The 23,637-nt window shown below is 70.2% G+C and carries 17 protein-coding genes; 9 read left to right on the forward strand and 8 right to left on the reverse strand.

Annotation, left to right across the window (positions count from 1 at the left end):
- Window positions 1-192: 192 nt before the first annotated feature.
- From ACWD5O_RS29150 to ACWD5O_RS29165, 4 genes are read left to right on the forward strand one after another with little or no spacing between them, the layout of a single operon-like run.
- Window positions 193-1,761, forward strand: coding sequence for a TIGR02677 family protein (locus tag ACWD5O_RS29150; protein ID WP_354967741.1), 1,569 nt, complete (start codon window positions 193-195; stop codon window positions 1,759-1,761).
- Entirely contained in the window at window positions 1,758-3,152 is a 1,395-nt protein-coding gene (locus tag ACWD5O_RS29155) for a TIGR02678 family protein (RefSeq protein WP_354967740.1), read from the forward strand. The genes ACWD5O_RS29150 and ACWD5O_RS29155 overlap by 4 nt, the downstream gene beginning before the upstream one ends.
- 16 nt (window positions 3,153-3,168) lie before the next feature.
- Window positions 3,169-7,323 carry a TIGR02680 family protein gene (locus tag ACWD5O_RS29160; RefSeq protein WP_450087244.1) on the forward strand — a complete coding sequence of 1,385 codons (4,155 nt, stop codon included), beginning with the start codon at window positions 3,169-3,171 and terminating at the stop codon, window positions 7,321-7,323.
- Window positions 7,320-8,570, forward strand: a complete 1,251-nt coding sequence (locus ACWD5O_RS29165; RefSeq protein ID WP_450087245.1) for a TIGR02679 family protein — start codon at window positions 7,320-7,322, stop codon at window positions 8,568-8,570. The genes ACWD5O_RS29160 and ACWD5O_RS29165 overlap by 4 nt, the downstream gene beginning before the upstream one ends.
- Window positions 8,571-9,184: 614 nt before the next feature.
- On the opposite strand, the gene ACWD5O_RS29170 is transcribed toward ACWD5O_RS29165, so the two are convergent.
- From ACWD5O_RS29170 to ACWD5O_RS29200, 7 genes are all read right to left on the reverse strand, one after another.
- Window positions 9,185-9,898, reverse strand: coding sequence for a hypothetical protein (locus ACWD5O_RS29170; RefSeq protein WP_450087246.1), 714 nt, complete (start codon window positions 9,896-9,898; stop codon window positions 9,185-9,187).
- A 7-nt stretch (window positions 9,899-9,905) separates the two neighbouring features.
- Window positions 9,906-10,508, reverse strand: a complete 603-nt coding sequence (locus ACWD5O_RS29175) for a hypothetical protein (protein ID WP_450087247.1) — start codon at window positions 10,506-10,508, stop codon at window positions 9,906-9,908.
- A 586-nt stretch (window positions 10,509-11,094) separates the two neighbouring features.
- Window positions 11,095-11,364 carry a hypothetical protein gene (locus tag ACWD5O_RS29180; protein ID WP_157743602.1) on the reverse strand — a complete coding sequence of 90 codons (270 nt, stop codon included), beginning with the start codon at window positions 11,362-11,364 and terminating at the stop codon, window positions 11,095-11,097.
- A 17-nt stretch (window positions 11,365-11,381) separates the two neighbouring features.
- Window positions 11,382-13,190 (reverse strand): IS481 family transposase, encoded by a 1,809-nt coding sequence (locus ACWD5O_RS29185; protein WP_450087257.1) that lies wholly within the window; start codon window positions 13,188-13,190, stop codon window positions 11,382-11,384.
- 1,820 nt (window positions 13,191-15,010) lie between these two features.
- Window positions 15,011-15,226 (reverse strand): hypothetical protein, encoded by a 216-nt coding sequence (locus tag ACWD5O_RS29190; protein ID WP_450087248.1) that lies wholly within the window; start codon window positions 15,224-15,226, stop codon window positions 15,011-15,013.
- Between the two features lie 212 nt (window positions 15,227-15,438).
- A complete protein-coding gene (locus ACWD5O_RS29195) occupies window positions 15,439-16,458 on the reverse strand; it encodes a hypothetical protein (protein ID WP_450087249.1) in 1,020 nt (339 codons plus the stop codon).
- Window positions 16,459-16,463: 5 nt separating this feature from the next.
- Window positions 16,464-17,363, reverse strand: a complete 900-nt coding sequence (locus tag ACWD5O_RS29200) for a hypothetical protein (protein ID WP_450087250.1) — start codon at window positions 17,361-17,363, stop codon at window positions 16,464-16,466.
- A 300-nt stretch (window positions 17,364-17,663) separates the two neighbouring features.
- Between ACWD5O_RS29200 and ACWD5O_RS29205 the strand changes: the two genes are divergently transcribed.
- Together ACWD5O_RS29205 and ACWD5O_RS29210 are read left to right on the forward strand one after the other, a co-directional pair.
- Window positions 17,664-18,272 (forward strand): Hsp70 family protein, encoded by a 609-nt coding sequence (locus ACWD5O_RS29205; RefSeq protein ID WP_450087251.1) that lies wholly within the window; start codon window positions 17,664-17,666, stop codon window positions 18,270-18,272.
- 208 nt (window positions 18,273-18,480) lie between these two features.
- Complete coding sequence (locus ACWD5O_RS29210) at window positions 18,481-19,251, forward strand: hypothetical protein (protein ID WP_450087252.1); 771 nt, start codon at window positions 18,481-18,483, stop codon at window positions 19,249-19,251.
- A 62-nt stretch (window positions 19,252-19,313) separates the two neighbouring features.
- Here the strand turns inward: ACWD5O_RS29210 and ACWD5O_RS29215 are convergent, their stop codons facing one another.
- The gene (locus tag ACWD5O_RS29215; protein ID WP_450087253.1) at window positions 19,314-19,520 is read right to left on the reverse strand and encodes a CPCC family cysteine-rich protein; all 207 of its coding nucleotides are present in this window, start codon (window positions 19,518-19,520) and stop codon (window positions 19,314-19,316) included.
- 1,385 nt (window positions 19,521-20,905) lie between these two features.
- On the opposite strand from ACWD5O_RS29215, the gene ACWD5O_RS29220 reads away from it, so the two are divergent.
- The 3 genes from ACWD5O_RS29220 to ACWD5O_RS29230 all read left to right on the forward strand — a co-directional run bounded on the left by ACWD5O_RS29220 (window position 20,906) and on the right by ACWD5O_RS29230 (window position 23,368).
- Window positions 20,906-21,028, forward strand: a complete 123-nt coding sequence (locus tag ACWD5O_RS29220; protein WP_354968571.1) for a hypothetical protein — start codon at window positions 20,906-20,908, stop codon at window positions 21,026-21,028.
- 6 nt (window positions 21,029-21,034) lie between these two features.
- Window positions 21,035-21,253 carry a hypothetical protein gene (locus ACWD5O_RS29225; protein WP_450087254.1) on the forward strand — a complete coding sequence of 73 codons (219 nt, stop codon included), beginning with the start codon at window positions 21,035-21,037 and terminating at the stop codon, window positions 21,251-21,253.
- Between the two features lie 453 nt (window positions 21,254-21,706).
- The gene (locus ACWD5O_RS29230) at window positions 21,707-23,368 is read left to right on the forward strand and encodes a M28 family metallopeptidase (RefSeq protein ID WP_449938085.1); all 1,662 of its coding nucleotides are present in this window, start codon (window positions 21,707-21,709) and stop codon (window positions 23,366-23,368) included.
- The last annotated feature ends 269 nt before the right edge of the window (window positions 23,369-23,637 follow it).

Raw genomic sequence — 23,637 nt, forward strand, 5'->3', positions numbered from 1 at the left:
TCACGGACCGCAAACGTGCAGGAATGCACGAGGACCCCCCGCTGGCCAGCGGCGCGCCGGTGTGCGCGGACCATGGAAGCGGGCAACGAGTTCACTGTGCGAGTTGGGCAGGCCGCCGAGCGGTCGAGTCGCGAGAACGCCTCCCGCCACCGATGGATAGGGTTGCTGGTCGACGCACCGGGAAGGGGACGGATGGCTGCAGCAGCATCAGGGCCCACGTTCGGGCTGGACGAGTTTGGTCTTGACGACCGGATGCGGCTGTTCGGCTACGTCACGGCCGATAATCGGTTCGCCTACCTGTGGCTGCTGCGCGCCTTCGACGCGGCGCGATCCAGCTACCAGGTCGTTCTTCACACCGCCGAGGTGGCCGCCGCGCTCGACGCGCTCCACCGGTCGAACCCCGACTGCCCCGACCCGGCACAGCTGGAGCTGCCGCGGCTGCTCGACGCCCTGGTGGAATGGGGCGTGCTCGACCGCAGCCAGGATGGGACGCGCGCGACAACGCTGGCCGAGTACCGCAACCGGCACTCGGTCTACCAGTTTACGGAGGCCGGCTACCGGGCCCACCGGGCGGTGGAGGCCGTGCTCTCGGCGACCATGGACGACGCGACGCTGTCCCGGTTGGTCTTCGCCGACCTGTTGGCTGACCTGAAGGCGCTCGCGGTGGCCAACGACGCCGGCGACGCCGAGGAGGTCTACCGCAAGTTCAACCGGCTCGACCGGGCGTTGGCCGACATCGCCGAGCGGGCCGCCCGCTTCTACCACATGCTCGGTGACCTGGGCCGCACCAACGACGTACGGCCGGAGGCGTTTCTCGCCCACAAGGACGCTCTGCTGGCCCACCTGCGCGACTTCCACGACGAGCTGCAGCGCTACACCCCCCGGCTTCGCGAGGCGGTGCACGAGGTGGAGGCGACTGGCTTGGAGCGGCTGGTCGAGGCGGCGGCCGAGGCAGACGAGCGGCTGTTCCACACCCCGGTTGAGCGGCTGGAGGACTGGCGGCGCCGGTGGCGTGGGTTGCGATCGTGGCTGGCACCATCCTCGCCGGAGCAGAGTAGCGAGGCCGACCGGCTGGGCGACGCCACCATCGCGGCGATCGGCGACGTGCTGGCGCTGCTGCGTCGGGTGACCGAGGCCCGCCGCGGCGGGGTGAGCCGGGAGTCGCAGCTGCGCCACGTGGCAGCGTGGTTCACCCAGGTTGCCACGCAGGAGGCGGCGCACGCGCTCTTCGATGTGGTCTTCGGGCTCGGCGCACCCCGACACGTCGGCGTGGCACATCCGGATCCGGAGGCGATCGCCAGCCGGCTGTCGTGGTGGGAGGCGCCGGCGGTCGAGCTGTCCCGCACGCTGGTGGCGACTGGCCGTGCGCCGGGGCAGGGCAGGGGTCGGCCGGCCCGCCTGGACCGTGGCGACGACCGCCGGCACCGGCTGCGCGGCGACCAACTGGCCCGGGAGCGGCGGCTGACCGACGCCGCCGCCGTGCTGGCCGCTGACGGGGTGACGACCGGACACCGGCTGGACGAGCCGCAGGCGCAGGTCCTGCTGCGGCTGCTCGACATCGCGCTCGCCGCCCGGGTTGGTGGCGCCGCCGCGGTGCCGTTGGCCGCGGCCGCCCACGGCGTCCGGCTCACCCTCACCCCGACGCCGGGACGGTTCAGCACGGTGTCCACCGCCGCCGGGCAGCTGCACCTCGATGGGTACGAGCTGAGGGTCACCGCCGCGCAGCACACCGCCGTCCGCCGCGAGTTGGTGCCGGCATGAGCGCGGCCAGCGAGCGGACGCGGTCGACAATCGGTCACCGGTTCGCCGGCGACATCTCCGAGCTGGAATTGGCGGACTACCAGCGCGCCGTCCGGCTGGTCCTGCGCCACCCGTTGATCACGGCGACCTGGCCGGACGAGCGGGCGCTGCCCCGGGTACGCCGCTTCGCCGCCGCCCTGCGTCGGGATCTCGCCGAGGCCTTCGGCTATCGGCTGGAACTGCACGGCGCGACGGCCCGGCTGGTCCGGGTGTCCGACGGGCTCGACGCGACCCAGCCGGCGATGTCCCGGACCGGGCGTCCGTTCGACCGGCAGCGCTACGCGTACCTGTCGTTGTGCCTGGCCGTGCTGGGCCGCGCCGGCATCCAGATCACCCTCAGTGAGCTGGCCGACTCGGTCGGCGGCGACGCGAACCGGATCACCGGCCTGGGGTTGGACCCGGACCACGGGCCGGACCGGCGGGCGTTCGTCGACGCGGTGGGCTGGCTGGAGGAGCGCGGTGTGATCCGGCTTGCCGACGGTTCCAGCGTCGCCTGGGCCAGCGACCCCGGCTCCGGCGAGGCACTGTACGACGTCGCGCGGGACGTGGTGTTCGCGCTGTTCCGGCCGACCCGCGTGCTGCAACACGTCGAGTCGGTGGCGGCGCTGCTCGACCGGACGATGGCCAGCAGCGGCAACGCCGAACGCCGGGCCGCCGCGCAGGCCGCCCGGCGGGCGGTGGTGGAGTCGCCGGTGGTCTATCACGCCGACGTCGAGCCGACGGTCGCCAATCACCTGCGCGGGGCGGCGCTCGCCACCGACCTGGCCCGGCTGACCGGGCTTCGGGTGGAGCGACGCGCCGAGGGGGTGCTGTTGGTGGACACCGCCGGGTTCACCGGGGAGCGGTTCCCGGGCACCGGTTCGGTGGCGCAGGCGGCTGTGCTGCTGTTGGTGGAGATGGCCGACCGGATCGCCGACCCGGACGGCCGCCGGGTCAAGCGGCTCGCCCCGCCCGACCCGCTGAGCCGGCAGCAGGCGATGGTTGACCGGGTCGACGCCGGTCTGCCCACCGCCACCCTGGTGGTGCTGGACGACGCCGCCGCGGACCATCCGTACCCGGTGGACGGCGGCGGCAACCCGGACGAGACCGATGGCGGCGGCCGGCTGCCGTTCATCACCGACAGTTTTCTCCGCGAGGCGGTCGGTGAGATTCTGCGCCGGTACGGTTCCGCGTTCGGGGCGCAGTGGCACGCCGACCCGGAACGGCTGCGCACCGAGGCGGTGGCGCTGCTGGAGCGCTTCGGCGCGACCACCACCGTGCCGGGCGGGGTGCTGGTCCTGCCGTTGGCGGGCCGGTACCGCCACACCGTCGCCGCGGTCAGGCAACGCGCCTCCGCCGAAACCCTCTTCTGACCTCGGGAGGTAGATCGTGATCGAGCAGCGCACCGTCCGCCGGTTCGCCCCCACCCGGGCTGGGATCATCAACCTGTGGGACTACTGCGACGAGGAGTTCCTCTTCGTCGACGGGTGGTTGGTGCTGCGTGGGCCGAACGGCTCCGGCAAGACCAAGGCCTTGGAGGTCCTCTTTCCCTTCGTCCTCGATGGGCGGATCGAGCCGCGCCGGCTCAACCCGTTCGCCAGCGAGGACCGGACCATGAAGTCGAACCTGCTGTACCGGGGGCAGGAGGTCACCCACGCGTACGTGTGGATGGAGTTCTGCGACGGCGAGTCATACGTGACGGTCGGCATCGGCCTGCGGGCGCACCGGCACGTCGACCGGGTGACCCGCTGGCACTTCGTTGTCGACGGCCGGGTCGGGGTGGACTTCTCCCTGCTGGATGCCGACGACCGGCCGCTGAACCGCCGCGACCTGATCACCCACCTGGGCGCCGACGCGGTACGGGACTCGGCGGAGGATTACCGGCACCTCGTCGACGCCCGGCTGTTCGGACTCGGTCCGGCCCGTTACGAACAGTTGCTCGACCTGGTGCTCACCCTCCGTAAGCCACAACTGGCCAAGGACCTCAACCCGGTCGAGTTGTCCCGCACGCTGCAGCGCGGCCTGCGTCCGGTCGAGGACCACCTTCTCGTGGAGGCGGCCCGCTCATTCGACGACATGGAGGCGGTCGCCCGTACCCTGGAGGGGTTGGTGGCGGCCGACGGTGCCACCGCGGCCTTCCTGACGGTCTACTCGACCTACCTGCGCACCCACGCCCGCGCGGCGGCCGACATCCTGACGGCCCGCCGTGAGGCGGTCGCCGCGCATTCGACCGGGCTGGTCGACGCCCGCCGCGTCGCGGGGGAAGCCGTTGAGGCCGAGTCGGCGGCCACCGCGCGGCTGCGCGCGGTCGAGGGCGAGCCGGGTCGCCTCCGGGCCCACCTGGACAGCTTGAAGAGTTCGGCGGCATACCAGTCCCACGAGCAGCTCGCCGACCTTGAACGGCACGTGCACGACCTGGCCGAGGCCGCGGACCGGGCCGGCCTGGCCGTCACCGTCGAGCAGGACGCGGTGTCGCGGCGGCGCGGCGAGTGGGAGCGCGCCGCGGTGGCGACGCGCGACGCGCGGGCCGCCGCCGACCGGCTCGCCGCTGACCTGATACTGGACGCCGAGACCGCCGGGATCACCTGGAGTGCCGCCGACACCGACGCCAGTGACCTGGCGGCCCGGCTCACCGCCCGCACCGGTGCCCGCCGCGACGACGTACGCGCCGTCCGAGAGCAGTCGGCCCGGCACGGCCAGGCCGAGCGGGACCACGACCGGGCGGCGGCCGACGCGGCGGGCTCGGCGGAGGCTGTCGTCGACGCCGAGCAGGCCGAACAGCGCGCAGAGGCTGCGGTCACCGACGCCCGCGCGCAGGTGCACGCCCAGGTCGGGAAGTGGGCGGACGACAACTCGCGGCTGCTCTCCGACCTCGGGCCGCCCGACGGTACCGCCGCTGGGCGTGGCCTGGCGGCCCGGCTGGGCGAGGCCGTCGATGCCGCCGGTGAGCCCGGCACGCACACGCTGCGGGAGGTGTACGCCGCAGCCACCGCCGCCGGCGTGACGCAGCGCCGGGATCGGCTCGCGGTGTTGGCAGCCCGCCGCACGGCGCTGGATGACCGGCGAGGTGAGGTCGTCGCCGAACGTGACCGGATCGCGGACGAGCACGACGACGCGCCACCCACCCCGGCGACCCGTCCGGCGTCGCGCGCCGGCAGGTCCGGGGCACCGCTGTGGCGACTGGTCCGCTTCACCGACGCGGTCACCGGAGCGGACGCCGCAGCCATCGAGGCGGCCCTGCACGCCGCCGGCCTGCTGGACGCCTGGCTGCACCCGGAGCCGGACAACCTGACGGCCGGGCTGGCCGGTGCCGACCTGGACGGCTACCTGCTGCCACTGCCAACGGGTCGTCGCCCGACCGGCCCCACCCTCGCCGACGTGCTGACCGCCGAGGACCAAAACGATGTACCCGTCGCCCGGATCACCGACGTGCTCGCCTCGGTAGCGTTGGCCGACGCGGTCACGCCGGAGGCCACCGCGCCGGTCGTGGTGGGCGTGGACGGCCGGTACGCCCAGGGCGTCGGCGTCGGCCGGTTCGCCAAGATGGAGTGCGAGTACATCGGCGCGACTGCCCGGGCGGCCCGCCGCGCCGCACGGGTCGCCGAGTGCGACCGGATCCTGGCGGTCGTCGACGCCGATCTCGGCGCGCTGGACCGCGACCTCGCCGCCGACGAGCAACTGCTGGCCGCCGTGGACGCCGCCGGAGCGCAGCTCCCGCCGATCGCGCCGATCCAGACGGCGCTGCGCGAACTCGATCGGGCGGCCGCGACGCTGCGCGCCCGCCAGGAGGCCGCCAACGCCGCCTCTGCCCGCCTCGACCAGGCCTTGGCCGAGCGGGCCGCCGCAGCCGCCGCGCTGCGCCGGGCCACGGCGGAGCGGTCCCTGCCGGTGGAGCAGCTCGACCAGACCGCCGACGCGGTGGATCGCTTCGAGAAGCGGGGCGTCCGGCTGGAGAGCGCCCGGCCGGCCGCGGCGCGCGCCGCCGAACAGGAAGACCAGGCCCAGCTGCGGCACGACGAGGCGGTGGACCGGCTCACGGTCGCGCAGGACGCCGCGCGTGCCGCCACCGCCCGGCACGAAGAGAAGGCGGAGGCGTACGGGACGCTGCGGTCCAGCGTCGGCGCCGAGGCGGAACGGGTGCTGGCCGACGTGGCCCGGACCGCCGACGAGGTCATCGCCGTCGAGCGGGCCGTCGAGAGTGCCCGGGGCGACGTCGGCGCCGCCCGGGAACGGCGGGCCGCCGCGGCGACCCGGGTCGAGCTGGGCGAGCAGGCCCTCGCCGCCGCGGTCGCCGAGGCGCACCACGACGCGCTGCGGCTGCGCCCGTACGCTCAGCCGGACCTGCTCGGTCTGCTGCGCTGCCCGACCGGGCTGCGCTGGCCGGTCCGGACTGAGTCCGCCGGTGAGGAGGGCTCGCAGCTGGACCCGCAGGTGGCCGCGCTGCACGAGGCGATCCTGGCCGCCACCCGGGAACTGAGCCCGACCGAGACGTCGCTCAAGCAGAGCGCGACCCGGCTGACCACCGCCCTGACCGAGTTGCAGGCGCAGCTGCCCGCAGCCGGGCTCGATCACCGGCCCGAGTGGGACACCGACGACGGTGTCATCGTGGTCCGGGTCGCCGACGAGCAGGGGCTGACCCCGGTGGCCCACTTCGCGGACCGGATCGCCCGCGAGCGCCGCGATCAGGAGCAGCTGCTCACCGACGCCGAACAGCGGGTGCTGGAGGACGCGCTGCTGGGCCAGCTGGCCCGGCAGATCCACCACCGCACCATCGAGGCCCGCGATCTGGTGGAGGCGATGGACGGCCAGATGCGGGCGCGGCGGATGTCCTCCGGGCTCACCGTCGGTGTCGGCTGGCGGCTGGCCGACGACCTCGACGCCGAGCAGCGCGAGGTCTGCAAGCTGCTGGAGCGCGACCCGGCCCGGCTCGGGCCGGGTCAGCTCACCACGATGCGCCGGCACTTCGCCGCCCGGATCAAGGCGGCCCGGGCGACGGCGCCTGAGCGGCCGTACCGGGAGCTGTTGGGGGAGGTGCTCGACTACCGGCAGTGGCGGACCTTCGCCTTCACCCTGCACCGTCCCGGCGGCGGCGCGGAAGCCCTGACCCGGGCGCGGCACAGCCAGCTCTCCGGCGGCGAGCAGTCGATCTCGCTGCACCTGCCGCTCTTCGCCGCCGCCAACGCCCTGTTCGGCTCGGCGCGGCCGGACGCGCCCCGTCTGCTCGGCCTGGACGAGGCATTCGCCGGGGTGGACGACACTGGCCGCGGCGAGCTGATGGCCCTGGCGAAACAGTTCGACCTGGACCTGTTCATGACCGGGTACGACCTCTGGGCCACCCACCCGGCGGTCAGCGGCGCGGCGCACTACGACCTGTCGCACTCCACCCTGGAACACGCCGTGTCCACCGTGCTGCTGGTCTGGGACGGCTCGGTCAACGTGGCCGACTTCGACGGGACGCTGACGCGGGCGCTCGGCTCGCCGGAAACCCGCCGGGCGTCGGGCCGTGACACCGCGCTCGTCGAGTTCGGCCTCGGCGACGAATGAGTGGCGGTGAGCAGCAGCGCCCGACCGGCCGGGTCGGGTGGGCGCAGCTTCCCGACGCACCCGGTTGGCGGCGGCTGCTGTCCGTCGCCCGGCGCAGCCTGGAACGCACGGGCGGCCGGCTCGACACCGCCGTCTCCCTGAGCGCGCCCACGGACGACGAACGGCTCCTGGTCATCGGGCTGACCGGCACCCACCGCTCCGCCGGCGCCGGCCGGTTCACCGTACGGCTGTCGGACGTGGATGCGCATCTGCGCGGCGTGTACGGAGTCGGCCTGCCGGAGGTGCTCGCCGCGGCGGCTCCGCTGCGGAACCGGCCGGCGGACGCGAAGCGCGAGGCGCTGGCGCGGGACGCCATCCTCACCGTGGCCCACGAAGGCCGGCACGCCGGCACCGACTGGTACGCAGGCTGGCTCGAAGGACTTCGTCGGGACGGTACCCTCACCCGGGCCGTCCGAGCCGGGCTGCCGTTCGAGGACGTGGTCCGCGTGCTGGACGCCTTGCCTGCCGCGGACGAGCCGATGCCGGTCTTCGCCGACCGGGTGCTCAACGACACGAAGGCCCTCGCGGACGGGGCGCTACGAGGGCTGGTTCTGCGCGCGGTCGCAGCCTGGCAGCGGGCGCCCATGCCGGCCAGCGGCGAACAGGAAAGGGCGCTGTGGGAGTCCGTCGGCCTGGTCCCCGACGACCTGGCCAGCCAGGTGCTGGTGCTCAATGTGCCCGCCAGCGGTGGCCTGCTCGGGCGGTGGTTGACCGATGCCGCCGGTTCCGGCGTGCCGATGCGGGTCACCCTGCACCAACTCCGCCTGGCACCCCTCGCCCTGGCCTGTGCAGAGGTCTTCGTCTGCGAGAACCCGGCTGTACTGCGCGCGGCGGCCACCGCCCTGGGGCCGCGAGCGCCGGCGCTGGTCTGCACCGAAGGCGTGCCCTCGGCCGCAGTGCACACGCTGCTGCGCGCCGCGACGGGCGTAGTGATCCGCTGGCGCAACGACTTCGATTGGACCGGCGTTCGCCTGACGGCAGCGGCCCTCGACCGGTATCCCAATGCGGTTCCGTGGCGGATGACGGCAGCCGACTACGTGCCAGGAGCCGGCAGCGGTCCCGACCTGATCGGAGCGCCGGCCGTAACGTCCTGGGATCCGCCACTGCAGGAGGAGATGCGAAAGGCGGGTCGAGCGGTCATGGAGGAACGTTTGCTCGATGCACTCCTCGCCGACCTATGCAAGGCCGGCGGTGACGCCAGCAGGTGAGGATCCCCAATGGCCTGCAGACCCGACGGTGGCGATGATGTCCATGCACCGACGTGGTGAGCTCCTCGCGGCGGCGCCGGGTCGTGACGACGGCTAGTGAACGGGACCAGGAGTAATGGGCGGTCCAGTCGGCGTCGAGTGTGTAAGCGGGCAGCCCGACCCCTTTACTCGGCCGGGTATGCTGATTGGCGACCTGGGAGAACGTGCTTGAGTACGCCGCGGTTTCCTTCAACTACTGGGGGTCAAGGGGTCGTCGGTTCGAATCCGGCCGTCCCGACAGCACGTAGAGAGGCCGCTAGCCGGAGCATATGCCCTGGTGAGCGGCCTCTGTTGGTTCGTGAACTAGAACTGGTGGCGAGCTAGACAGCGCGGAGCTGGGGACCACCTGGGGACCGGCGAGCCTTCAGGTGAGCGCTCAGCGCCGTTCCCGCGTCCGTGATCGACTGGTGATCGGGGCGTGGCGGTTCGAGACGCGGCGATACGCGGGCGGCTGGCGGGTGTGGGCAGCCGAACTGCCGTCGTGGTGCGGTGTGCATGTCCGGGCGGACACCTGCCGCTGAACGCACCTGGACTGGCTAGGGCTTGCCCTGTCGATCTTGCGCTAGCTCATCCGTTCAATGCCGGCGGGTGAACGCGCGCCCGGCGACGGCGAACAAGGACAGGCTGATCGTCGCGACGAATACGCGCACCGTCGGGTCGAAGTTCAGCGCCGAGCCGAGAGCGCGGGAGACATGCGTGCCGATGAAGGTCGGCACTGCGCTCCATACCGTATCTGCGAGCAGAAGCAACGCGGTGATCGCGATGAAGCCGGCGAGCAAGCATTGGCGCACGTACCGACCGGATTGCTTGCCGCGTACCCACAGTCGGGCAAGCGCCGAGGTGGGCGGCCTGCGCCAGCTGCCATGTCGGACCCAGGCGTCCTCCTGCTCGTCGATCGAGTCGCGGTTGACGATCGCCAGTATGAGCCCGTAGGTCTGCATGAGCAGGGCGAACGTCGACGGGGTGCCGAACGCGCACCAGCGCTGTAGCTCCCGCGTCTCCGCGCGGATCCGGCCGGCCCATCCGCGCAGTTGCCGATCGGTGACGTCGACACCGGTCTGATTTGCGCGATGCCACTCGAGCTCGAACCTGGTGGCGGCGCGGTCAAGCGCCGCCACGGCCTGGCGCCGGTCCTGTGGCGCAAACTCGACACTGTCGCTGAACTCGAGGAGAGCGGCGACCATCGCCACGTCGGGGCGCGTCCAGTGGATCCGCTCGGCGCGCCACGCCAGCGCGATCAGCCGCATCGCGGCGACAAACACGCCAGCAGCCGCGAACGCCAGCCCCACCAGGACGTCATACCACCGTGTCACGTGGATCCCCGGGAACGGCCGGCACGATGACGCACGCCACGGCTGCGGAAACGATGGCCGTTGAACGGGACGAAATGGCGAATCTCGAAACCATCATCGCGAACCAGAACCCGAAGATCAGACAGGCGGCGGAGGCCACCAGCCTGTCGGCCGCAGACCCATGGACGATCCCGAGCGCCACAGCGGCGGCAACAACCACGTTGACCTGAAGCCTTATTGGGTGTGGCGAGTTCAATCGCTGCAGCGCGTCGTTCCGCCGGTCCAGTGCGATGGTGGCGTCCCGCACCGTGGGCAACACCGACAACGGGTCAACGTCAATGTAACCCCAGAACGTGTCGTAGATCGGAAAAAAGCCGCGTCGTCTGTCGCTCTCGCGCTTCCTGATGCGGTTGGACAGTGCGATCCCTTCAATTCTTTCGCCATGGAGGATCCACCATGGCGCTCGATCATGCAGGTCATCGGGCTCATCGGCGGTCAGCGGCTCGCTAACGTCCGATCCATCGGCGTCGTCCTGCGTGCCGATGGGTTCGTCATCTCTGAACGGCACGGCGTCGTCGACGTCATCATCTTCGCCCGTGATGTCCATCGGAACTGCTTCCGGTTCGGGCGCGGCGGCCGCCCACCATCGCGGCTGAGGTCGGGGTCGAGGTCGGGCGTCATCGTCCACGCGATCACCACCAGGTCGCGGATGTGCTTCCACCGAGTACCACACCAAGGCAAGTCGGGCGTGCTCGCCGCTGGCGCTCCGAGACTCGCGAGCCCCGCTAGTGGGTCTGCCGGCGGATTGCTTCCTGCCGGACCGCCTCCGTGAGATCTCGCCAGGTGTCGGCCGTGGTCTTCCTCATCCGGTCGACCATCGAGCGGGCGGTTGCTTCATTTGGGAAGTCGTGCGTGATCTCACGCCCTCCGTCGCCACCGAGGCGGCCACGGACCCGCCAGAGCCGGCCGTCGGAAACCAGCCAGACTCGCGCCGGGCCATGCGACCCCAAGACCCGTTCCACCACCGACCGCGCACCTCCACCAGCGGAATTCTACTCGAACACACGTACGAGCCGGCCGGCTGCCGGCGATGTCGAGTCTCAGGACCTGCGTGACAGATCAGTCTCGGGACGTGGGTGACACGTCCGGCTAGACGATCTTGTAGTTAGTTATGGGCTCTCGCCAGGGGTCGGTCAAGTGGTGTGCTCGTCGCACTCGGCTTCGAACTCTGCGTGGCGTCGTTCCAGGTATCCCGGCCAGTCGGCTCGCGCGGCGATGACGTCGTCGACGGTGAGTTTGATGACGGCGCAGAAGCCTATGGAGCAGGCTCGGGGAGAGCTGGCGTCGATGAGGGAGACGCCGTGGATCTGGTCGCCGTCGTTATAGAGGCAGAGGACGGGGTGGAAGTGGCAGTCCTCGTAGATCTCGCCGGGCTTGATGTCGGCGGCCTGATCCTGGGTCACGGGGGTCATTGTGCAGGTCATGGCTGTGGTGGGTGATCCGAGGACTTGCGGTTGCGCGGGGGCTCGGGTTTGCGGGCCTTGAACCTGGCGATGTCCTTGGCGGTGGTGCGAGTGACTTCGGTGACGAGTTGGTCGCCGTCGTGGACGCGGAAGGTGGTGTCGGCGGCTTCGACGGTGAGGGTTGCTCCGGCGTGGCGGATGCCGACGTGGATGCGCTGACCGGCGATGACGAGGGATCCGCGGCTGCTGACACGTCGTTCAACCCGCATCGGTTCGGGTGCCAGGGTCGGTAGGGGTCCGGCGGGGCGGGCGTCTCGAATGGTGGCGATCTCGGCGGCGCTCAGAGGGTTGGGCAGGCTGCGCAGCAGGACGCCGCCGGCGGTGATCTGCATGAGGCCGCGGTCGAGTCGGAGGGTGACCCGTTGTCCGGCGAAGTGGTAGCCGACGCGGTGCTGCCGTCCGGCGAGGCCGATCAGGCCGGTGGCGTTGACGAGCCGCTCGACCTCGATCGGGGCGTCGGGCTCGGCGGGTCCGGTGGCGATCGGTGGCGGCCCGGCGGGAACGCCGTCGTCGGCGAGGAGCTGGCGCAGGTGAGCGGGAGTGAGCCGGGACGGCACGGTCTTGAGCCGGACGCTGTCGATGAGCAGGTGGACGACGGTGGTGTCGGCCCAGAGAGTGACCGGCAGCCCGGCTCGGAGAGGGCTGAGCCAGAACTGTTGCCCGCAGACGGTGAGGTTGCCCGAGGCGGGAACGAGGCGGGTGACCTCCACGGCCAGGCCGACATCCCCGCCGGTGGCCACAGGCGCTGATATGACGGCGGCCGGTGGAGGCGTCGGCGGGGGTGTCGACAGCGGCCGGCGGGGCGCGGGGATCGTGGTCGCCAGCGTCGGCGGAAGCCGCAGCGGCAACTGCTCCTCGGCAGGGCAAGCGGTGAACCGGTCGGCCGGGAACGCCATCCCGAGGGACTGGTGAGGCCGTTCGGCGTTGTATTCGTGGCGGAAGACGTCGATCGCTGCTTGGGCTTCCTGCGGGTCGGCCCAGACCTCGACGTCGTCGAGCAGTTCGCGTTGCAGGGTCTGGTGGAACCGCTCGACCTTGCCGGTGGTGGTGGGTGAGCGGGGCTTGGTCAGCCGGTGGGTGATGCCGTTCTCCCGGCAGATCCGGTCGAACATCACCTCCCCGCCACCGCGGCCGAACCGGGCGGTGAACTGCTTGCCGTTGTCCGTCAGGACCTCCTCGGGCACCCCGAACCGTTGCAGCGCCTCGACAAAGGCGAGGCAGACGGCGCGGCCGGTGGCCCGGCGGACCACGGCGGCAATGACGCAGAAGCGGGAGTGGTCGTCGACGCCGGTGACAACCTTGGCCTCACCGCCGTCGGCGAGCTGGATGCCGCCGACGATGTCCAGCTGACACAGTTCCATCGGCCGGCCACGTTCCCACCGCCGGTAGTCCTCTCGACGACGCCGGCGGGGTATCGGGTCAATCAGGCCGTGGCGGATCAGGACCCGATGCACGGTGATCCGCGACGGGATCGGGCCGGGGCAGTCACGGCGGCCGAGCTCATAGACCAGGCGACGGGCGCCCCAGCGAGGGTGGTTTCTGCGCAGCTCACAGATCAGCGCCTCCACCTCCGGCGGGGTCTGCCCGGGGGAGGACCGCGGCCGGCTGGACCGGTCGGCCAGCCCTTCTAGGCCCTCGTCCTGATACCAGGCCAGCCAGCGATGCACGGCCTGGCGGGAGACTCGAAACCGTTCGGCCACGTCCGTGACCGTCGATCCGGCAAGCACGTCCTGGACGGCTCGATACCGCTGCTCCATCACGCTCATCTCCACCAACACTCAGCGGAGTGTCACGCAGGTCCTGATACCGATGTGTCACGCAGGTCCCGAGACCGGACACCGGCTGCCGGCGAAGCTGTTCAAAGTTTCTGTACGTCTTCAAGGCGGCACTTGACGGGCCGCACGCGCCGCCGCCTGGGCGCGCGTCCGACGCTCCGCTGGCGCTCCGACTCCGGCCACGCAACACGCCCGGCGGCTGGCGCGGAGAGCGGGTAGCCCGGGGCCGCCGCAGACGGGAGAGCGGGGGAGAGTGGTGGAGGTTCGTCGCCGGCAGCCGGCCGCACCGCGCGCGCCTGAGCAGCGCGGCGCAGGGAAGGGCCTGCCGGGTCCGCGCGGCAAGCCCCAAGCATGGGGGCGGTGGCCGCGCGAAGGCATGTCGGTCGTCCAGGAGCCGGCTCTACAACCGCGCATGGTCAGGTCAACCGCTCACCTGGGAGGGGGAGGGGTGGCCGCCGGTGGCCAGCTCCGACCCCGGGAGCCGGGTCCGTGCCGGGCGAGGTTGGGTCAACTGCGCCACTGTGGCGGTGTCCGCCGGGGTGCGGTCCGTGACACGAGAGCCGACTCAGTCTGTTTCGGCAGCGTCCGTACGGGCGTCAAGGTCCGCTTGACGTGTACCTCGACATCGTGGTGGTCCTCGGCCCAGTCGTCTCCCACGAACAGCACACCAGCCTCCCAAGTCCACAGCGGACCTCAGGCAGCCTTCGGGAGACCTCCGCAAGCTAATGAACAAGTGCTCACGCCGGCGAGCGGCGGGCACGACATCCCATCAGCGGTCTTGTCTCCCGACCACCGGCAGGGGCACGATCTGTCACTAGGGCTGCCAGAGCGCCCTGCAACCGGGAGTGCTCACCCGCCAGCGGCTACCGGACCCGAGTCTGCAGCAACCGACCCGGTAACTCTCATTAGCAACCGGCGCGGACGAAGCCACCCAGGGAGGACCGAATCCGGACGGTGGCCCGAGGCCAGTGACGCCGACAGACTGCGCCGGACGAGATGCACAGAGCTTGTAAGCGAGACGTCTTCCCAAACAACCAGGCAACTGCCTCAGTTTGTTGGCAGCGGAACGTTGCGTCATCCGTCCACCATGGGGCCATGGAGGCTGGCACGCGACGCTGCCTGGAACTATAACCGCGAAGGCCAGATGGGCGGTTGCGTTGCGCTGCCGCAATGGCGTCAGGGTGAGCACGCAGTCTCCGAGGACCGCGAGTCGGCGTCATCGCCTCACACTGCGTTCTCGGCAACATTCCAAGCAGATCCGGGCCTCAATGCCTGACGCAGCAACCCCTCCGGGCTGTGGACCGCATCACCGGTCCATAGCCGCCAGCTGTCCGGGAAAGACGCGCAGCACCCGGTCAAGCGCGCCTTGCGCATGCCGCCTTCTCTCGGTCAGCTCGCGTGTCTCGTCCATGACCCCATGATGCCGACCGGTCCCTGCACAGTTCAGGCAGCTTGACCGAAGCCTGCCGTGGTCAGGTCATGGTCCCGCAGCGGGGTAAAGTCGACGTCCAGCTTCGGGTCGTACGCCTCGGGCTGGATGCCGAGCTCGTGGGTGGAGTACTCACCGAACCGGTTGATGTGCTCGGTCAGGTACGGCGAGATGCGCGCCAGGTCCTCCGGCTCGATCGGTCGAACTCGGGGCCGCCGACCGGCGCGGCCTGACCTCGCTGTTCTGGACCAACATCTCCCCGTACGGCGAGGTGCGCCTCAACGTGGCCAACCGGCCCGCCCAGCGCGCCACGACCGTCCCGGATCCGGCCGGCGGCGATGATGACCCGGGCACCCAACCCACCCCGGGCAGGTCCGAACGGTTACCGGTCGCGGCCGCCGTCGACGACCGTGCCGAGCCGGTGCAGGGTGTGGGCGAGGGTGAGCAGTGTGGCATGGGTCGGTCTAGGCTGTCCGCACCAGATCGGGGAGGCGGACGCCGGGCTCGCCGGGGTGACCACCGCACCGGTGACGGCGATACCGAGCACGAGCACCGAGGCGCGGGCGCCGAACCGCCGGGATTCCTTCTGATCACGCATGTCGCTCTCCTGTCTCTGGCCCCGGTGCGGCGCCCGCCGACTCCCTGCGGCGTTCGACCGTGATGGGCACCGGGGCCGATCACGGATCACGTAAGTAGTCGCGTGACCAGGCAATATCTCGAACATGACTACGTCACGTAGTCGACGGGGGCGCATCTTCCGGGTGTCTCGGCCGTTCGCGTGCGGGCGACTCCACCGCCCGTCGGCGCTCATCAACTCTCGGAGCGGCGCTCCGCCACGGCGGCGTCGAACCAGTCCCGCAGGTCCTCCGCGGCCGGCGGGGTGCGCGGGTCCGCCGGGTCGGGGTTGCGCAGGTGGTAGACCTTCCCCATGAGCGGCCTCAGCGAGCTGATCGGCTCGAGGTCGTGGCCACGCCCGGCCAGCACCGGCTGACCCTCATACACGTATCCCCGGGTTTCCCCGTGCCCCACCTGCCAGCTCAGCCCGGGTACGGCGTGGCGGACGCACTCCGCGGCGTAGAACGCGACCGCGTCGATCAGCGCGAGGGACTCGTCCGACCAGATGTGCGGGGCGAGGAGCGCACTCCGCCCGTACCACATCGGCAGGACGGCGTCCGTCGGGCGTTGGAAGACGCTCCCGTTCTCGAGGATCACCTTCTCCCGGGGAGCATCGGCGGGGCGCAACTCGAGGCCGCCGATGGCCCAGCCCCAGATCGGGGTCAGGCTGTCGCGGGAATGGTCGAGCCGTTGCGGCCTGCCGGTGCGGGCGGCCTGGTCGTGCAGCCAGGCGAGCCGTTCGTCTCCGGCGGCCAGGTAGCGCCGCAGGAAGTCCTCGTCGGACTCGGCCGTGGTGCTGAGGACCATCCCGGCAGGCGTCCGGTCGTCCTCGTCCGACGAGATCATGTCGAGGACCTCGCCGAGCGGCGCGCCGGTGACATCGCCCTCCTCGACGACGAACCGACCGCCGGTCGCCTGCGCCACCTCCTGCAGCACCTCGACGACCCGCGTCACCTCGGCCCGGAATCCGGCGGCCGGCAGCAGGGGGAAGGCGTCCCAGATCGAGACGACCAGCTCGCTGACGCCCGTCTTGCCGGGGTGCACGAACCACTGCGTGCCGAGCCGCTCCCCCTCCCAGACCAACTCGGCGTACTCCCCGCCGGCGACACCCTCGTGGAGATCCGGATCGCCACCGAAGACCCTGCTGAGCAGGGCGACCACGGTCGCCCTGCTCAGCTCGGCCCCGGACGGGATGACACCCATTTCCAGGCTCACTGCAACTATGCCCCGCTCGGTGCGTGGATCGTGAAATCGATGTTGTTGTTCTTCAGGCACTCCAACAGCGGAGGGTGGACGCCGATGCTGTCGAAGGAAGCACTCGCGAAGAAGTGCCAGTGTACTTTCTTGATGTTCTTCTGCCCGTGCACGTTCTTGGCCTCGTCGGTGGGAATCCAGGCGTCCTTCAGGCACTCGTCGATGAGGCTCTCGGTCCAGGTCGGAACACCGGTCTTGACCTCGTGCAACGTCACCGAGCCGTCGATGTCGTCCACCTCAGCGCAGTCGGCCTTGCGCCACTTCGAGCCCGCTCTCGGGTAGCCCGGGGTATTCACCTGGTGCTGCGGTAGGCAGTTGCTCAGGATCGTCTTCAGATACTCCTCGCCCGCCGTGTAGTTCCACTGGGGTGGGACCGGCACGCCCGGCCGGTGGTTCGGCAGCTTCATCGCTTCCTCGATTGACTTCCACTTGGTGCGATCTCCCTTGGACAGGGTGCGGATGTCGGCATCGCTGAAGCGTGAGGTCGCGGCCAACGCGACGAAGTTGAACGAGGTGTCACCGCTCTGCAGGTAGTTGTAGGTCTCGCCGAGGATCAGTTCGAGCGCGATGTCCTTGACCGCGTCGGTGAGCTTGTCGTAGCGGGTGACGAACCGGACGACGGCGTCCATGCGGTGCAGGTACCTGAGCGCGAACTTGGCAACCTTGGCCGGGATCGCGACCGCGTCGCCCGCGTACGGGATCAGGCCCACGACGCTGAAGCCCGCGCTGACCCAGTCGCCGCGGATGGCGGCGGCCACGGCATCCCGGATGTCGGTGATGGCACCGACGATCCAGCCGACGACCGGGATGAAGCTCAGGGCTCCGGAGCAGACGTTGCCCGCGAGCCACGCCATCGAGTCGCGCATCGCGAACTCACCCGCGACCAGGCCGAGTGCGAAGTCGGAGACGTACGTCCAGGTCAGGCCCGGCCGGCGGGGGACACCTCACCAGAATCCCCGTTCAACCTTGCCTTGCGTTGATGGCGTCCCATCGGCGCTGCTGTGCCCGGCCTTCTGCGCCGGCTAACGCGAGGTGCGACGAGGCGATGGTGATGTCGGTGAGTAATTCACGGGTGACGTAAGCGTGATCCTTATGTTTGACAGAGATCTATGCGAGCGGGGGCGGCGCGGCTAGCGATCGACTGCGGCAGCGCCAGTACCACTGCCGTGCTGGCGTGGCCGGACGGCACCTGGGCGCCGCTGCTCTTCGACGGGGCACCGGCGCTGTCCAGCGCGGTCTTCCTATCGCCGCAAGGGAGCCTGCTGATCGGGCAGGCGGCCTGGCAGGCGGCCCTGACCGGCCCGGACCGGTTCATCCCCAGGCCTCGGCGCTCCCCGGAACAGTTGGCTGTCGAGGACGCGCAGCTCGACAGCTTGGACGTGCTGGCCGCGACGTTACGGCGGGTAGCCGATGAGGCGCAGCGGACCGTGGGCCCGGCGGTGCAGGATGTGCGGCTGGTGGTTCCGGCCGGGTGGGGACCGCGGCGACGTACATGGCTACGCCAGGCCGCGCACCGCGCCGGGTTGGCGCAGTCCCAACTGGTGGAGGCGCCGGTCGCAGTCGGGACCTATCTGGTGGCCTCGGGTGTGCAGCTGCCGGTCGGTTCGTTCCTGGTGGTGTGTGATCTGGGTGCCGGTGTCGAGGTGAGCGTGCTACGGCGCGGCCCGACCGGGTTCGAGGTCCTCGCCACCCTCGCTGATCCTGATGCTGGCGGCGCCGCCATCGACCACGCCCTGACCGAGGCTTCGCGGGCAGCGAGCCCACCTCCCCATTAGAGCGGGGCGGGTGGTGGGCGCTGGCGGCAAGTGTGCGGAAAGCCAAACACGCCCTGGCGGCTCACCCTGGCTTCCGGCCTCCGGCAAGCGAGCGACCCAGCGTAGAGCCAAGTTCGAAGGGCGGATCTGCCGTGCCGACGAGGTGGCCCGGCAATGGCTGAGCCGGGAGCTGCTCAGCGGTCCCAGCCCGGCCGCCGCGAACGCCGGCATGATCGCCGCTGTGTCGACGATCCGCAGCGACGGGGAGGCGCTCACTCCGGAGCTGTTCAGCTGGGTTCGCCATCTTCTTCCGTCCCGGCACACCGAGGCGGCGCGGCAGACCGCAACGCTCCTCGCGGATCCGGCGATCACGCCGGATTCCCTGTTCACGGGCGGCGCGCTTGAGGAGGTCTCCACCGCCACCGCGGACCGCCTGGGGACGGCCATCGACGCCCGCGAGGACAGTCAGCTGGCGTCCCGGCTGGTGGACCTCGTCATCCGGCTCGACAACCTGCAGCCGCTCGACGTGTCCCTGATCCGGCGCGTCGTGCGAAAGATGTCTGAGCCGGTCCTGGCTATCAGCGCGCGTCTCGGCAACGGAGCCGTGCCGTCGGTGCAGGCGAAGGCGGAGATGGCGTCGGACTTCAGCCGGTGGGCGGCGACGATCGGGCCGTTGGGCCTGCGCCGGTTGCCGATCGGCGAGGCGGCCGACCTCGTCCGCCGTGTCGTGAGCGGCTGGGACAGCCACGACCTGGGCACCAGCATCACCCGCGTGATGGCCAAGGTCCTGCGGAACGTGTTGAGCAACGACCCCACGTTCGGAGCGTGGCTGGAAGAGCGGCTGTGGCCGGATGCCGGCGCGGGCACCAAGCTTGCAATCGCGGAGGCGATCGCCGTGTATGAACGGGTGGTGCCGGGACACCGGGCGCTGACCCTGGCGCGTCGGCCCGACTGTCCGCCGGCCGTGGCGCAGCAAATCGTCCGCTGGCTGCGCGAGTAGCGCTGTGGCTTGTTCGCACCGCCCGACCAGTCCGGCCAGCGCAGCTGGATCTGATCGTCTTCCTAGAAGCAAACCGGGCAGATTTCATACGAACCCGGCCCCTCAGCGAAGGTCAGGTGCCCGCAGCACGGACACGGGAAGACGCGACTCACGACGTAGATTATGACGGGACGGACGACCCCGCGCAGCCCCTTTCCTGCCGCAAGCGGCGGCCAACGGGCCGGCACCCCCCTGGCATAGATGTCCGGTCGCCGTCGCCCCACCGACACGAACCCCCATGCCCGCGGCCAGCGTGTCGCGATCGGTAGGGGTGCGCTGTTCCCTTGGTGACGGGTGTTCTGCTGATGGGGAGCGGGACGCGGTGGGACGCTGACGACGTCCGTGGTCCGGCCCCCCGTTTACCCCCCAAAAACCCCCGCCTGCGGTTGACAACCAGTGACAAAAGACGGTCATCGCTGGATCGCGTCGGTGCAGCTCAGTGCCTATTTGTGACAGCCAATGACAAGGTTGGGATGGCTACGGTCGGTAACAAGGGGTCGTCGGTTCAAATCCGGCCGTCCCGACAGGATGAATCAGCAGGTCAGAGGGCTGGTCCGAACATCGGGCCGGCCTTGCTGGCTTCCTGGGGACCATGCCGGTCAAGTGCGCCGTCCGGAAGCTCTCCTTTGACCGCGGTCGAGCCACGGGCCAGCCCTGTTCCCTGCCGAGCTCTTCGCTTCGTCACGGCTGCCCGCAAAGCGGGCGCGCCGGCTCGGCCCCGGCCTGCTGGCGACCTCCAGCCGGAATCCGCCGGGCCGGCGGCCACGCTGGGACCACCGGGACCACGAGGGGAACTCCCCCCGAACCTCAACCCTCCTCGGAAATCAGCAGCCCCACCGGACGAGGCCAAGGTCGTGCCCGTTGCGTGCCCGTTGCTATGGGAGCCGAGGGTCAACAACGCGGCCCCGGCGGCATCCTGAAGCGGGCTCCTCCCTCCCCGGTTTGACGCGCGCTTCGGTAGGGAAATTTCGCGACACCTCAATGAAGGAGGCTGTATGGAGACGTCCGCTAGCGTCGGGCGCAGTTACCGACAGCCGACACGTCCATGCGTGGCGGTGTGTGCTGCAGCGCCAACCGCGAGGGGGCGAGCCTAATGGCTCGCGTCGGTCGCTACGGGATCCCAGGGTTCGTGTGGTTCCTGATTTGGCTCGTCGTTTGCATCTTGATCGTCATCCTGTTGGCGCTGCTCATTCACCACTTCGGAGGCGCCTCGCTTTCGCTCAAGATCGGCCACTTCTACCTGAACGTCGGGGTCACCTGACCTGCCAGATCGTCGACACTCCGGCACCGGCACCGCACCAGGTTTGTTAGCCGTCACCTTCGGTGACGGCTAACAGGCTTGGAAGTGGGCCGCCCCCGCTTTCATGGAGCTTTTTGATCATGGCCTGATGGCCGCGGGAGGAAGTCGTCCGTGGCAGTACCGAACGATTACCCCGACGAGCTACGCCAGCGCTCTGTGCGCTTGTACCGCGCGTCGGACCCGAAGTCGGTCATCCGGCGCCTGACCGAGCAGCTCGGCGTGCATCACGAGGCGTTGCGGAACGATCGGGCATGCTGAGGCCGACGCGGGTGAGCGTCATACCGGCCCACCGGCGTTATGAACACCGTGACCCGCTTGCGGTCTCGGCTGTCGGGCTCTCTCTACTGGCTGGCGGACCTGTGGGACTCGATCAACGAGGACGGCCGCGAGGACACGATCCGCTACATCGATTACATCGTGCGTCACCGCCACGACTGACCTGCGGTGCCCACGCGATCACCGTCGGTCGACGCCCCGGACGGCAGCGTCGAGAGCCCCGCCGGGAAGCTGCGCCAGCTGACGCTGGGCGAGCCGCGCGGCCGGGGCCGCCCACCTTGCGAGTGGGCGGGCCCGGCCGTCGCTCGCGCCAGCCTGCTGCCCGCCAGCCGGTGGGAATGGGCGCCGCGACTACACAGGGACCTGCCGGCGATCGCCCTCGCCTGAGCAGGCATCGCCTGCCCACCCGTCGACGCGGCACTGCTCGACGACTACCGCGGCCACCTCGCAAACCTGGGACACCTGCCCAGACCGTGAGCAGCCAGGGGCCGGTGGACCGCAGCGGCGGATACGGCCTCGGTCCAACGGCGCATCTTCTTCCGTCGCGGGTGAGGGCCGCGAACGCCTCGTTCTCCAGGTCGAGGTACTGGTCCTGGCCGACGTGGATCTCGACGTGGGTGCCGGCCGGGGCGGCGGCGATATTGGCGTTGCGGCTGGCGCCGAAGATGTGTTGGGCGAAGAACCGGGCCATTGGTTTCGATGAGTGCAGCCTCCCGGTGACCGCCACATGGGAGAGACGACAGGTAGTCGAGGGTTGTGGCCAACAGGGGGTTGCTGCCCAAGAGTTAGGAGGCAAGAGTCAGGAGGCAAGCGTCAGGAGGCAAGAGTCAGGAGGAGGAGATGCATCGAGTGCGTCTGGCGGCTACGGCCGCCATCATCGTTGCGTTCATTGGCGCGCCGCCGGCGGTTGCAGCACCGCCGGACGTTGATTCGACCCGGCTAGAGCAGCTGGTGACCGTGGAGGGCATCACCGAACATCAGCAGGCGCTGCAGAACATCGCCGACCTCAACGGCGGCACGCGCTACACGCGCACGCCGGGCTACACCGCGTCGGCGGCCTACGTGAAGGCCACGCTGGAGAAGGCCGGCTACGACGTCCGCTATGAGATGTTCAACATGCCGGAGTGGCGTGAGACCGCGGCGCCCGTGTTGCAGCAGGTCTCCCCGACGAGCAAGTCCTATGTCGCCGGTAGCGCCGCGGACGACGACTCGCCGTCGGTCGACTTCATCGCTTTCGAGCACTCGCCGACCACGTCGCTGACGAACGTCAAGGTCGTCCCGACGGACGACATCGTGATCCCGAGCCCGGGCGGGACCACGTCGGGCTGTGAGATGTCGGACTTTCCGGCGGCGACGAACGGCTCGGTGTCGCTGATCCAGCGCGGCACGTGCGGGTTCACCCAGAAGCTGGACAACGCCGTGGAGGCGGGCGCCGTCGGGGTGATCCTCTTCAACGAGGGCGACACAGCGGGTCGCCGCAACGCGCTGTTCCGCTCGGCCTCGTCTGGGTACCCGCTGCCTGCGGTGTTGTCGAGCTTCGCCGTCGGTCAGGAGCTCTACAACGCGTACGAGGCGGGCCAGAACCCGACCGTCAACCTCACGACCAACGGTGTCGACGAGGAGAAGCTGTATCCGAACGTGGTTGCCGAGACCAAGCGCGGTGACGCGAACCACATGGTGCTGCTCGGCGCGCATCTGGATTCGGTGCCGGCGGGTCCAGGCGTCAACGACGACGGTTCGGGCACGGCGTTCCAGCTCGAGCTCGCCGAGCAGCTCGCCAAGGCGGGCACACCGCCGCGTAACAAGATCCGCTTCCTGTGGTTCGGCGGCGAGGAGGACGGCCTGGTCGGCTCGCAGTACTACGCCGCCCACCTCTCCGATGCCGAGGTCGCGCGTACGGACATGATGCTCGACACCGACATGATTGCCTCGCCGAACTTCGCGCGGCTCGTCTACGACGGCGACGGCTCGACGTTTGGGTCTGAGCTCGCCGGGCCCGCGGGCTCCGGCGTGATCGAGCGGGTGCTCACCGACTACTGGTCCGAGCGCGGGATGGCCAGCGAGACGATTCCGTTCGACGGCCGCTCGGACTACGTCGGCTTCATCAACCGCGGCATTCCTGCGGGTGGTGTGTTCGCCGGCGCCGAGGCGCACAAGACCGCTGAGCAGGTCGCCAAGTACGGTGGCGTCTTGGGCGAGCAGCTCGACCCCTGCTACCACGAGGACTGCGATACGTACTCGACGGTCACGGGGCAGCCGCCGGCCTCGACGATGGAGACGTACTCCACGAACCCGGTGCTCGCGCAGCAACAGGCAGACAGCCTCAACGGCAACGCACTGCGCTCGCTGGAGCAGTTCAAAAACACACTCGTGCACGCCGTCTGGTACTTCGCGCGCGTCAAGAACGCCTTCCCGTCGGAAACGATCGCGGTGAACGCCAAGAAGGCCGAGCGCAGCTACCAGTTCAAGCACCAGGGCCACGAGCGCATCGGCGACCGCTGAGCGGCTCGATAGATCGCTGCCCCGGCGTCCACGCCGGGGCAGCGTCGCGCTCTGCTGAGAATCGCGCGACGCTCACGCAGGTGCCGCGCCGCAGATGCGGGCACGAGCCGATTGCGCGGTAGCACGCGCGTGGTTACGGAAGTATTGCCGGGTGACCACGACCGAAGTAGCTCTCTAAGGGATGTCTCGTAACCCTGGCGTCTGTCTGTTGAGGACGATCGGGCAGGATGCCGGGGGTGCAGGTGATCACGGCAGTTAGCCCGGAGTGG

This window comes from Micromonospora sp. NPDC005161 (assembly GCF_053599855.1).